The sequence below is a fragment of the Bradyrhizobium sp. 26S5 genome (assembly GCF_036923295.1).
Classification (GTDB): Bacteria; Pseudomonadota; Alphaproteobacteria; order Rhizobiales; family Xanthobacteraceae; genus Bradyrhizobium; species Bradyrhizobium septentrionale.
The window spans coordinates 3933095-3944793 of record NZ_CP145948.1 but is presented as its reverse complement, the minus strand read 5'-3'; the positions used below and the strand labels follow the sequence as shown (position 1 = coordinate 3944793).

General features: G+C 64.6%; 10 protein-coding genes. 4 read left to right on the top strand and 6 right to left on the bottom strand.

From position 1 onward, the window contains the following. The first annotated feature begins 193 nt into the window (after positions 1 to 193). Both V5279_RS18055 and V5279_RS18050 read left to right on the top strand, forming a co-directional pair. Entirely contained in the window at positions 194 to 1099 is a 906-nt protein-coding gene (locus tag V5279_RS18055; RefSeq protein WP_338699577.1) for a hypothetical protein, read from the top strand. A 71-nt stretch (positions 1100 to 1170) separates the two neighbouring features. Continuing rightward, positions 1171 to 1581 carry an ASCH domain-containing protein gene (locus V5279_RS18050; RefSeq protein WP_338701258.1) on the top strand — a complete coding sequence of 137 codons (411 nt, stop codon included), beginning with the start codon at positions 1171 to 1173 and terminating at the stop codon, positions 1579 to 1581. Between the two features lie 117 nt (positions 1582 to 1698). On the opposite strand, the gene V5279_RS18045 is transcribed toward V5279_RS18050, so the two are convergent. Continuing rightward, on the bottom strand, positions 1699 to 2274 hold the full coding sequence (locus tag V5279_RS18045) for a hypothetical protein (RefSeq protein WP_338699574.1): 576 nt from the start codon (positions 2272 to 2274) through the stop codon (positions 1699 to 1701). Positions 2275 to 2284: 10 nt separating this feature from the next. Continuing rightward, positions 2285 to 3802: a papain-like cysteine protease family protein gene (locus tag V5279_RS18040; RefSeq protein WP_338699572.1), complete on the bottom strand. Its 1518-nt coding sequence runs from the start codon at positions 3800 to 3802 to the stop codon at positions 2285 to 2287. 857 nt (positions 3803 to 4659) lie between these two features. On the opposite strand from V5279_RS18040, the gene V5279_RS18035 reads away from it, so the two are divergent. Continuing rightward, positions 4660 to 4893, top strand: coding sequence for a hypothetical protein (locus V5279_RS18035; protein WP_166296796.1), 234 nt, complete (start codon positions 4660 to 4662; stop codon positions 4891 to 4893). 63 nt (positions 4894 to 4956) lie between these two features. Continuing rightward, on the top strand, positions 4957 to 6225 hold the full coding sequence (locus tag V5279_RS18030) for a lipoprotein-releasing ABC transporter permease subunit (RefSeq protein ID WP_338699570.1): 1269 nt from the start codon (positions 4957 to 4959) through the stop codon (positions 6223 to 6225). A gap of 10 nt (positions 6226 to 6235) precedes the next feature. Here V5279_RS18030 and V5279_RS18025 read toward each other — a convergent pair whose 3' ends face one another. From V5279_RS18025 to V5279_RS18010, 4 genes are all read right to left on the bottom strand, one after another. Further along, the gene (locus tag V5279_RS18025) at positions 6236 to 7507 is read right to left on the bottom strand and encodes an NAD(P)/FAD-dependent oxidoreductase (protein WP_166296799.1); all 1272 of its coding nucleotides are present in this window, start codon (positions 7505 to 7507) and stop codon (positions 6236 to 6238) included. Beyond that, positions 7507 to 9171, bottom strand: coding sequence for a thiamine pyrophosphate-binding protein (locus V5279_RS18020; protein WP_338699569.1), 1665 nt, complete (start codon positions 9169 to 9171; stop codon positions 7507 to 7509). Before V5279_RS18020 ends, V5279_RS18025 begins: the two co-directional genes overlap by 1 nt. Positions 9172 to 9525: 354 nt before the next feature. Next, on the bottom strand, positions 9526 to 10671 hold the full coding sequence (locus V5279_RS18015; RefSeq protein WP_338699567.1) for an acyl-CoA dehydrogenase family protein: 1146 nt from the start codon (positions 10669 to 10671) through the stop codon (positions 9526 to 9528). Positions 10672 to 10683: 12 nt separating this feature from the next. Next, a complete protein-coding gene (locus V5279_RS18010) occupies positions 10684 to 11511 on the bottom strand; it encodes an SDR family NAD(P)-dependent oxidoreductase (protein WP_166296803.1) in 828 nt (275 codons plus the stop codon). Positions 11512 to 11699 lie beyond the last annotated feature (188 nt).

Genomic DNA, 11699 nt, shown 5'->3' with positions numbered 1-11699 from the left:
CTGGCCAGACACATTTAAACGCAATCTCAGGTGAGGTTGCCGCATCAAAATGGCACGCCCCGCACGCCGCCAAGCCTGCCCAAAAGCGGTATCGGAGAGGCGCAGTTCGATGATCTTCCTCCTGAGAGGAAGGGTTTCTTTTACCAGAGATTGGCCGGACCATCATTGCTCAATCTCGTAAGGGAGGCAGGTCATGCCACTGACCGAAGGCGACGTCCTGGATACATTGAGCGACCCGGTAGCGCTTGGCATCGAGTTCTACGTGGATAAGATTCACATTAAAGGCGAATACTTGACGACAGTTCGCGATCACATTCGCGCCGGCAATATCCTGGTCAAGGGCGGCACCGAGGATCTCGCCTTCTACGATCAAACGGCGGATATTCTGCTGACACAGAAGAAGTCACCGCCCGCAAATGACGGTGATCGGGCGCTGCTGCTGCATGAATGCGTCCACGCCATGATCGACGTCTATGATCCTGATGGCACCGTTACGCGCCACATGGGCGAATTGGCGGCCTATCTCACCCAAACGACCTATAGCGTGCGCAAGAATCCATCGGCTAACCGCACCGGCACAGCCGCCTGGGACAAGTTCTGGGGCGACATGTACGCCACAGTGCGCACCAACAGGCTCGACACCAGCGCGGGCAACGGCGTCAGGATTCCGTCGGCGACGCTCGAAAATTTGCGCCGGCAACTCGCTGCCTTGCCCTCTGTGAACTACGGAAGTTTCAGCAAAGAGGCGACCGGCGTATCAGACGGGCTGATCCGCATGAACATATTTCTGTCGACGACCGATGAACCCGTGTCCATGCGATCATCGAGCGTTGCCTACGAATCCAATCCAGATCCGAGCGATGACTATTTGATCCGCACCTTAATGGAAGCCTATGCGAGCACCGATGTGAGAGGCTATGGCAAGCGCCTTCGCCAGCTCCGCCGGGATTTTCTCTTTTGCTCGCTGCCTCGCGCCCATGAGCTGCGGAGGCGGCTCTCGCTGCGAAAGCGAGGAGACCGGCTCTCCGAATTGTTTCACGATCGCCTGTCGCGTGGCGGCCGCGCCATTCTTCTGCGTGTTCTTGCGTTGCGAAGCTGACCGCGCCGAGGTCAGAGACGTTCGTCCTGCGCAGCGCTTGCGTGCCGGCCCGGGCCGGCTACGCTGTCCCCATGCCAAAGCCGATCCCCGAACGGTACCAGCACCTCCGCGCGTTCGCTTTCGGCGACAATCCCGCCCTCGCCGATCAACTCGTCGAACTCGTGACCGACGGCGTCAAGACCGCGACCTGCAGCACGGAAGACGAGCCGAACACCTCGGCGCCCGGGGAGCGCTGGATCGTGCTCGATGGTCGCGGCGAGCCCCGCTGCGTCATCGAAACCACCGAGGTGACGTATCGGCGCTTCAGCGAGGTAGATGCCAGCTTCGCACGTGACGAGGGTGAAGGCGACCGAAGCCTGGCTTATTGGCGTGATGCGCATCGCGCCTATTTCGGCCGCCTTGGACGATTCAGCGAAGGCATGATGCTGATGTGCGAACGCTTTCGCCTGGTCGAGGTTTTCGGCGATCTCCCGGACGCTTAGCCAGGGCGCTGCGGCCTGGTTTAGCGCCCCGTTCCGATTGAATCGGAACGGGGCGCTAGATTCTCGTTTGACGCGTTTTCTTCACGCGAACCAGTATCCACTTCGCTCGAGAACGCTTTAAGGCGCGGCCCGGTTCGCTTGCCCGGCCTTGTACCTGAGCTCATCGATCAGCTGGGAGGCAGGCGCCGCCTGGCCGATCTGAGCGTCCACCGGCGATGGTGCAAGCGGCACGACCAGATCGCCGGTCCCCGCGGTCTTGTGAAGCCAGAGCGCGGTGACATAGAGAGCGGGAACGCGCAGAAGCCGGAGCTCGAAATCGTCCTTGCTCACCTCGGGCAAGCCACGAACCGTCCGGATCGCCTCCGCCGTGGACCCGACGGCGCGCCCTTCATTGAGGGCGGAGAGCACTTGTTCATCACCGGTCCCGGTGGGGACCGCTTCCGCGGACGCAAGCGCTTGGTTGCCGTCGTGTACGAGAAAGAGCCATCCGGTCGACTTGGCCGCCTGCAGGTCTTTCTTGGCCAGGAGATCGTCGAGACCCAGCGTGAACACTTGAAGGGGCTCGACAGCCTGGAGCGGCCCGGCAGCCTTGCTCAATGCCGGGGACCTGAGCGCCCTGTGGTGGGCGTCGCGGAAGATCGATTGCACAGCCTCGGTCGCCTGTTGTGGGGGTGACGGGGTGAGAACAGCCATCGAACGCTCCTCAGTATTTGGTGTAGTAGGTGTGGGTCCACGAACCAGTGCCCTGATACTTGGTCTGCAACGTCGTGTAGTTGACGTTCGAGCGACCATAGATCGGGTCGTCGACCGTGATCCAATCGATCCCCCCGGCGTTATAGTGCCCCATTATGCATAGGAAGTGGGCGCCGCCGCCAGACCAGGCCACTCTGATCCCGAGCGGGCGGGCGAACGTCACCTCGGTCTCGACCTGGGCGACGCTGGCAATGCCACCCACCCAATGGTCGAGATGGCCGACGATCGAGAGCGCCTGATCGAGATAGCCAGGCACGTTGCAGGCCCCGGACGCGCCCGCGCCGCAGCAATCATTGCGGCCGAGCTCCTGGTTGGCAACCCCGCACTGCGTCCACCCGCTTCCCGGCTTGTAAAACAGCGCGACGCTGGTCGCGGTCGCCGCCCAGCACCAGTTGGTCTGCTGCTGATGCTGCATCGAGAAGTACATCTCGTCGAGCCACCAGATCGTATAGATGTGCTGATCGGTCCCGACGACGAAGACGTCCAGGATGTCCGGATAGCGGCTCAGCGCGTTGATGGACGTGTTCGGGGCGGCAACTCCGCCGGCGATCTTGAACCAGTTGCTCCATCCGCTGCTGGCGTCCCACCAAACACTGTAGACGCCATGATCCGTGCCGACGGCAAAGACGTCGAGGTGGTTGGGATAGCGGGACACGACGTTGATCGACGTATTGGGAGCCGCGACCCCGCCGCTCACGTTGAACCAGTTCGCCGCCCATCCGCCGTTGGCGTCCCACCAGATGCTGTAGATCCTGTGGTCGGTACCGACAGCGAACAGATCGATATGCGTCGGGTATCTTGCGACGGCCGCAATGGAGGTGTTCGGCGCCGCGGCACCGCCCGCGACCCTGAACCAGTGCGCCCATCCGCCGTTGACGTCCCACCACGTGCTGTAGATGCCGTGGTCCGATCCGACGGCAAACAGGTCGATATGGTTGGGGTTGCGTGTCAGTGCCGTGATCGACGTGCCCGGGGCAGCCACCCCGCCGCTCACATTGAACCAGCTTCCCGCCCATCCGCCGTTGGCATCCCACCAGATGCTGTAGATCCTCATGTCCGTTCCGACGACGAACAGGTCGAGATGATTGGGGTTGCGGGCGATCGCCGCGACCGAGGTGCCGGGGGCAGCCGTGCCGCCGGCGACCCTGAACCAGCTCCCGGCCCATCCGCCGTTGGCGTCCCACCAGATGCTGTAGATGCCGTGGTCCGACCCCACGGCGAACAGATCGAGATGGTTGGGGTTGCGGGCGACCACCGTGATGGTGGTCCCCGGGGCAGCGACACCGCCGGCGACCCTGAACCAGTTCGACCATCCCGTGGCGATATCCCACCACGCGCTGTAGATCCCGTTGTCGCTGCCGACGCAGAAGACATCGAGATGCTGCGGGTACCTGGCAATCGAGGTGATTGACGTTCCGGGCGCGGCAACGCCGCCGCTGACGCCGACCCAATTCGGAGCCCAACCCATAGTGCACTCCTCTCAAAATGAATGACGCTGCTGTTTCGTTCGTCAGACCGAAAAATTTCGACCGTCATCGCGGCGAACAAGCGCGTGCCAACTGCACCGCGGTTACACACGGAGGCGCGCGCGCCTGCATGCTCACCCTGGTCGAATCGCTGCTCGCAAGTGATGGCGTCACGTACCCCGCTCGTGGCTTTCTCCGGGCTTTGGCCGGAGGCTCCTTCTGGAGCAGACAGCATCGCTGAGCGGTTCGTTTCAATGGCCAGCAATCTACACGCTGCGCAGATCAGTGCATGTGAGCTACGCCACAACTTGGGATTTATTCGATGTTTGCGGCGCGAGCGCACCGAGAGTCAAAATGCGAAGAATGAATTTCAGAGTTTAACGACCGCGATGGGCACAGCTCCTCTCAGCAGCACGCGTCCGCACTGAACAGCTCTGCTTCCGCGAATTTCCGTTTCCACTTGCACGACAGAATTCCAACCGTCGGTGGACGGTTGGAGATTTTGTCGACGCAGAGCCGAACCGGATCATCACACCGCCATCGCGGCGCAGGCCGGCGCCGCTGCTTGTCGGCACGGCATGCGCGCTCGTACAGTTCGAAAGCGCTGGAAAGTCGCGGCATTCGGCTCGCTGGAACCAACCTAGCTGCGGAGCATTGTCATTTCATCCATCGGTTGAGCGGTCAGATCGCGCCAGTATCGGCATGAGTGCCGATTCTGTCGCATTGCCTATCCGCCGGGGAGTCATTTAGTCGTCATCTGTTGAATTTCAGGATCCTTCACTTTGGCACTTTTTGCATATCAGGCACCGAGCACGACGTCCCGATCGCGCGGGCGGATCACCGCCGTTAGAGACGCGCGATGAAGACGGACAAGGCCATCTGGTACGTCTCGTTCGCGGTGAGAAATTCCGATGCCGGACACCACCGCTTCCCACGCCAGACCCGCACCTTCGCGAGCGAGCTGGACGCCAAGGCATTCGCGCGCACCCTGCTCGATCAGGCGCAAGACGTCAGCGCCGGAACGATCAACCCGCACACCCCGAGGCGCGTGATCGCACCGGCGGCGATCACCGCCTGGGCCGGCGAGAGCTGAGGCGGCGGCAGGGGCGCTGGCGAATCCCACGGCAAGCAGACAGAATGCCGGTCCCTCCGGCCAATGAGCAGGACCGTGGCAGAGCCATCGCAAACAGCGCCCTTCGCACCGTTCGAATGGATGCTATCCGCGCGCTATCTGCGGGCACGGCGCAGGGAAGGCTTTATCTCCGTGATCGCCGGGTTCTCGTTTCTGGGCATCATGCTCGGCGTCGCCACGTTGATCATCGTCATGGCCGTCATGAACGGTTTTCGCAAGGAGCTGCTGGGCAAGATCCTCGGCCTCAACGGCGATATTCTGATTCAGCCGGTGGAAAGGCCCCTGACCGACTGGCAGGACGTTTCCGAGCGCATCAGCCAGCTGCAGGGCATCCGCCTCGTCGTCCCCGTGGTCGACGGCATGGCACTGGCATCGTCGTCCAACGCCTCCGGTGTTCTCGTGCGCGGTATTCGCGCCGCCGACCTCTCCCGCCTGCCCTCGGTCAGCAATACCATCAAGGGATCGATCGAGCATTTTGACGAGGGCCAGGGGATCGTCATCGGCCGCCGGCTCGCCGATCAACTCTCGGCGCATGTCGGCGACGGCATCACGCTGGTCGCGCAGCGCGGCGCGACCACGCCGATGGGCATCATGCCGCGGATCAAGAAGTACCCGATATCGGCCGTATTCGAGATCGGCATGTCCGAATATGACGCCGGTCTGATCTTCATGCCGATCATCGAAGCACAAGCCTATTTCAACCGCGGCAAGAACGTCACCGGGATCGAGGTCTTCACCATTGATCCCGATCGGGTCGACCAGTTTCGCAGGACGGTGACGGAAGCGGCCGAGCGGCCGGTCTTCCTGGTGGATTGGCGTCAGCGCAACACGACCTTCTTTGGCCTGCTTCAGGTCCAGCGCAACGTGATGTTCGTGATCCTGACCATGATCGTGCTGGTGGCGGCGCTGAACATCGTGTCCGGGCTGATCATGCTGGTGAAGGACAAGGGCAGCGACATCGCGATCCTGCGGACGATGGGCGTCTCGCAAGGCGCGATCATGCGGATCTTCCTGATCACCGGAGCCTCGATCGGCGTGGTGGGAACGCTGGTCGGCTTCGCGGTCGGTCTTTTCGTATGCCGCCATGTCGAAGCGATCCGCCAATTCCTGTCATGGCTGACCGGCATCCAACTGTTCCCGCCCGAGCTCTATTTCCTGTCCGAGCTGCCGGCGGAGGTCGACATCGCGCAGACCGCAGCGGTCGTGATCATGGCGCTGACGCTGTCGTTGCTTGCCACGCTCTATCCGTCTTGGCGCGCGGCGCGGCTCGATCCGGTCGAGGCCTTCCGATGATCTGGCTTCGTTACAGAAAGCGTGACGGCGCAAACGGCCCGAGCGGGATTTCCGGCGCCTTGCCGCTGAGCAATTGCGCGACCAGCCGGCCGGTGCGGGCCGAGCCGACCAGGCCGACATGGCCGTGGCCGAAAGCATAGACGACGTCGCGGGTGGCGCTGCTATGGCCGATGCAGGGGCGTCCGTCGGGCATGCTCGGGCGATGACCGAACCAGGTCTTGATCCGCGACGCCGGAATATCCCTCGGCAGTTTCGGGAACATGCTGAAGAGATGCTCGCGCAGGATCTCGGCGCGCTTCCAGTTCGGCGCGGCGTCGAGCCCCGCGATCTCCACCGTACCTGCGGCGCGCAGGCCCTTGTCGGTCCAGTTGACGACCATCTTGGCGTCCGAGGCCATCATGGAATTGCGCGGTCCGGATTCCGGATTCTCGATCATGACGTGGTAGCCGCGCTCGGTTTCCAGCGGCAACGGATCGCCGATCGACGCGGTCAGTTGCCTGGAGCGCGCGCCGGCCGCGACCACCGCGGCGTCGCAGGCAATCTCGCCGGTCGTGGTAACCACGGCGGCGAGCCGGTTGCCCGCAAGTCTGAGACCGACCGCCTTGGCGGCGACACGCTCGGCGCCGTTCGCAATGGCGTGGGCGGCGAGCGCTGCGACGTAGGCGCCGGGATCGCGGCAGCGGCCGGCCTCCTCGACCACGACGCCGAACTTGTAGCGCGGATGCAGATCGGGCTCGTGCTGGCGCATCTCGTCTTCGTTGAGCTCGAGCCATTCGATGCCGACACGCTTGCGGATGCGCCAGCCGAGGTCGCGGTCGAACGGTTCGCGCGAGGGAAACACATGCATAACCCCGCGCCGCTCGATCAGCTCGGGCACGCCGGCTTCCTCGGCGAGTTGCCGGTGCAGCAGCGGCGCGTCCCTCAGGAGATCGCGCATCGCCCGCGCAGTGGCCTCGACCTGCGCCTCGGTGCGACTCGCCAGCAGGTACTTGATCAGCCACGGCAGCGCCTTCGGCAGATACGACCAGCGGATCGACAACGGCCCGAGCGGATCCATCAGATAGCCAGGCACCTTCTTCCAGGTGCCGGGTTCGGCCGGCGGGATCACCGAATGCGACGACAGCCAGCCGGCATTGCCATAGCTCGCCGCCTGCTCACCGCCGGGATCGCCCGGATCGATCAGCGTGACTCGGTGACCACAGCGCAGCGCCTCGATGGCGCTGATCACGCCGACCGCGCCGGCGCCGATGATCGCGACGTGACGGCCGGCCGGCTCCGCCATCAGCGCGCAGCCTGCTGCGGCGCAAAGTCCTTGCCGACCGACAGCGCGCGCTGATCGACCAGGCAGTGCAGGATCGCAGGCTTGCCGGAGGCCAGCGCGCGCTCGAAGGCGGGTGCGAAATCCTCGGTGCGCTCGACCCGCTCGCCATGGCCGCCGAACGCCTTGGCATAAAGCGCAAAGTCCGGGTTCTTGAGCTGGGTGCCGACGACGCGGCCGGGATAGTCGCGCTCCTGATGCATGCGGATGGTGCCGTATTGCGCGTTGTCGATGACGACGACGATCAGCGGCGCGTCGTACTGCACGGCGGTGGCGAATTCCTGCCCGTTCATCAGGAAGCAGCCGTCGCCGGCGAACGCGACGACGACGCGATCCGGATGCTGCCGCTTGGCCATCACAGCCGCCGGCACGCCGTAACCCATCGAGCCCGAGGTCGGCGCGAGCTGCGCTGCGAAGGTGTGGAAGCGATGGTGGCGGTGAATCCAGCCGGCGTAATTGCCGGCGCCGTTGCAGACGATCGCATCCTTCGGCAGACGATCGCGCAGCCAGGTGACGACCTCGCCGTACTGGAAATGGCCGGGCAGCTCGCGCGGCTTGTCGGTCCAGGCGAGATAATCCGCGTGCGCCTTCGCCGCCTCGCCCTTCCAGGCGGGCGCGGCCGACGGCTTCATGGTCTCGACCGCCGCGGCGAAGGCGGCTGGCGTCGCCTGGATCGCCAGCGCCGGTTGATAGACCCGGCCGAGCTCCTCGGAGCCGGGATGGACATGGATCAGCTTCTGGCTCGGTACGGGAATGTCGAGCAGCGTGTAGGACGATGACGGCATCTCCGACATGCGGCTGCCGATCAGGAGAATGACGTCGGCGCCGGTGAAGCGATCCCTGAGCTTCGGGCTCGGGCCGATGCCGAGATCGCCGGCATAGTGCGAATGGTCAGCGTCGAACAGCGAGGCGCGGCGGAACGAGGTCGCGACCGGCAGGTCGAAACGCTCGGCAAAGCGCGCGATGCCTTTTGCGGCCTCTGGGGTCCAGGCCGAGCCGCCGAGCACCACGATCGGCGCCTTGGCGCCGGCGAGCATCGTGCCGAGGCGTTCGAGATCCGAAGGCGCAGGCCAGGTCACCGCAGGCTCGACCTTCGGCGCGTCGGCGACCGCCGCGGTCTCGGTGAGCATGTTCTCCGGCAGCGAGATCACCACCGGTCCCGGGCGGCCCTGGAGCGCGACGCGGAAGGCGCGCGCGACCAGCTCCGGAATGCGGTCCGGACGATCGATCTCGACCGCCCATTTCGCCATGGTGCCGAACACCGCCTTGTAGTCGAGTTCCTGGAACGCCTCGCGCTCGCGCATGCCGGTGTCGACCTGGCCGACGAACAGGATCATCGGGGTGGAATCCTGCATCGCGATGTGCACGCCGTGCGCGGCATTGGTCGAGCCGGGACCGCGGGTCACGAAGCAGATGCCGGGCCGCCCGGTGAGCTTGCCATAGGCCTCCGCCATCATCGCCGCCCCGCCCTCGGCGCGGCAGATCACGACGTCGATCGGACTGTCATGCAGGGCGTCGAGCGCCGCCAGATAGCTCTCGCCCGGCACGCAGGTGACGCGCTCTACCCCCTGCGCGACCAGCTGGTCGATCAGGATCTGGCCTCCGGTGCGGGCATTGCTTTTGGTCATGAGGGCTCCCTGCAGGCATTGGCGCGCGCGCGGCTCGCGCGGAAAATGGTCCGACGGGGGTATGATAGACGGCAATATGGCGCAAGGCCGAACTCGCCGCGGGATGCGGCGGCGGCATCGAGCCATGCGGCAGGGAAAGGGCAGCGCGCCGCGCCCGCCGATTTCCGCAGAGCGGGCGGCGGCCGGCTGGAACGTTTGCACTCACCCGTCATGCCCGGGCTTGTCCCGGGCATCCACGTCTTGGTTTTTGCGTGAAGGAAGACGTGGATGGCCGGGACATTGGCGAGCGGAAGCGACGCCGTTCTTCGAACGGCTATGCCCGGCCATGACAGTGCTTGAGGTCGGAGCGAAGCGCTATAGCGAGCGCGCGATCAGGAGCTTCATGATCTCGTTGGTGCCACCATAGATCTTCTGGATGCGGGCATCGATGAACATGCGCGAGATCGGATATTCCTGCATGTAGCCGTAACCGCCGTGCAGCTGCAGGCATTCGTCGGCGGTCTCGACCTGCTTCTGCGAGCACCACCATTTCGCCATCGAGGCGGTCACGGTGTCGAGGTCCCCGGCAACCAGGCGCTCGATGCACCAGTCGACGAACACGCGGGCGATCATCGCCTCGGTCTTGCGCTCGGCGAGCTTGAAGGCGGTGTTCTGGAATTCGAGCAGCGGCTTGCCGAACGCGGTGCGTTCCTTGGTGTACTCCGCGGTGATCCGGACCGCGCGCTCCATCGAGGCGACGGCGCCGACGGCGAGCGCCAGCCGTTCCTGCGGCAATTGCTGCATCAGCTGCACGAAGCCGTTGCCCTCCTCGGCCCCGAGCAGGTTTTCCGGCGGCACCGTGACATTGTCGAAGAACAGCTCCGAGGTATCCGAGGCGTGCAGGCCGATCTTGTCGAGATTGCGCCCGCGCCGATAGCCCTCCGCGCCCGCGGTCTCCACCACGATCAGCGAGATGCCCTTCGAGCCCGCAGCCCCGGTGCGCGCCACCACGATGACGAGATCAGCGGCCTGGCCGTTGGTGATAAACGTCTTCTGGCCGTTGATGACGTAGGCATTGCCCTGTTTCCTGGCCGTGGTCTTGACGGCCTGCAGGTCGGAGCCGGTGCCGGGCTCGGTCATCGCGATGGCGCCGACCATCTCGCCGGACGCCATCTTCGGCAGCCAGCGCAGCTTCTGCTCCTCCGAGCCGTAATTGACGATGTAATGCGCGACGATCGCGCTGTGCACGGAGACGCCGGTGGTCAGCTCCGGCACCGTGCTCTCGAGGTCATCGAGCACCGCGGCATCATAGGCGAAGCTGGCCCCTAAGCCGCCATAGGCCTCCGGCACGCTCGGCAGCAACGCGCCCACCTCGCCAAGCGCGCGCCAGGCGGAGCGGTCGACCAGCTTCTGCTCGCGCCATTTTTCGGCGTGCGGCAAAAGGTCCTTGGCGAGGAATTTGCGGAACTGGTCACGGAACGTGTCCAGCTCCTCGGTCATCCAGGACGATCGGTAGTGCATGTTTTCCTCGTGCTAAATCAGAAGACCGCCGCCCGCGACGATCACCTGACCACTGATGTAGTTCGATTCCGGAGCGCAGAACAGATAGACCGCGTCCGCCGCCTCTTCCGGCGTGCCGCCGCGGCCGAGCGGGATCATCCGGCCCATCGCCTCCAGCATCTGCGGCTGGACGCCGACCTTGATGTCGCGGCCGGCGACGTCGATGGTCTTCTGCTGGGTCTCGATCGGCTGGGTCAGGCGGGTGTTGATCAGGCCGAACGCCACGCAATTGACGTTGACCTTGTAGCGCCCCCACTCCTTGCACATCGTGCGCGTCAGCCCGACCAGCGAGGCTTTTGCGGAAGAATAGCTCGCCTGCCCGGCGTTGCCGTAGAGGCCCGCGATCGAGGAGATGTTGACGACCTTGCGGAACACCTCGCGGCCGGCCTCGGCCTCCCGCTTCGCCATCAGCCGGATCGGCTCGGACGCGGCACGCATGATCCGGAACGGGGCAACCAGATGGACGTCGAGCATCGCCTGGAACTGCTCGTCGGTCATCTTCTGGATCGTCGAGTCCCAGGTGTAGCCGGCATTGTTGACGATGATGTCGAGGCCACCGAATTGCTCGATCGCGTGCCCTACGAAACGATCGGCAAAGCCTGCCTCGGTCACGCTGCCATTGACCGCGATCGCCTCGCCGCCCATTGCCTTGATCTCGGCGACGACGGCATTGCCCGGCTCGGCATCGAGGTCGTTGACCACGACGCGCGCGCCCTCGCTCGCAAGCTTCAGCGCAATCGCCCGCCCGATGCCGCGGCCCGAGCCTGAGATGAGCGCGACTTTGCCTTGCAGTTTCGACATGATCTCTCCCTAGAACAACATCATCTCCGCGAGCTCCACCTTGCCTCGCCCCGCTTGCGGGGAGAGGCCGGAACGCATCGCCAGATGCGTTCCGGGTGAGGGGGAGCCTCCGCGAGTCCTGCTGTCACCGTGTGTGCGGAGACAGCCCCTCACCCCAACCCTCTCCCCGCAAGAGCGGGGCGAGGGAG

Coding starts and splice junctions, on each gene's coding strand:
- V5279_RS18055 (WP_338699577.1), top strand. CDS start 194: ATGCCACTGACCGAAGGCGACGTCCTGGATACATTGAGCGACCCGGTA.
- V5279_RS18050 (WP_338701258.1), top strand. CDS start 1,171: ATGCCAAAGCCGATCCCCGAACGGTACCAGCACCTCCGCGCGTTCGCT.
- V5279_RS18045 (WP_338699574.1), bottom strand. CDS start 2,274: ATGGCTGTTCTCACCCCGTCACCCCCACAACAGGCGACCGAGGCTGTG.
- V5279_RS18040 (WP_338699572.1), bottom strand. CDS start 3,802: ATGGGTTGGGCTCCGAATTGGGTCGGCGTCAGCGGCGGCGTTGCCGCG.
- V5279_RS18035 (WP_166296796.1), top strand. CDS start 4,660: ATGAAGACGGACAAGGCCATCTGGTACGTCTCGTTCGCGGTGAGAAAT.
- V5279_RS18030 (WP_338699570.1), top strand. CDS start 4,957: ATGAGCAGGACCGTGGCAGAGCCATCGCAAACAGCGCCCTTCGCACCG.
- V5279_RS18025 (WP_166296799.1), bottom strand. CDS start 7,507: ATGGCGGAGCCGGCCGGCCGTCACGTCGCGATCATCGGCGCCGGCGCG.
- V5279_RS18020 (WP_338699569.1), bottom strand. CDS start 9,171: ATGACCAAAAGCAATGCCCGCACCGGAGGCCAGATCCTGATCGACCAG.
- V5279_RS18015 (WP_338699567.1), bottom strand. CDS start 10,671: ATGCACTACCGATCGTCCTGGATGACCGAGGAGCTGGACACGTTCCGT.
- V5279_RS18010 (WP_166296803.1), bottom strand. CDS start 11,511: ATGTCGAAACTGCAAGGCAAAGTCGCGCTCATCTCAGGCTCGGGCCGC.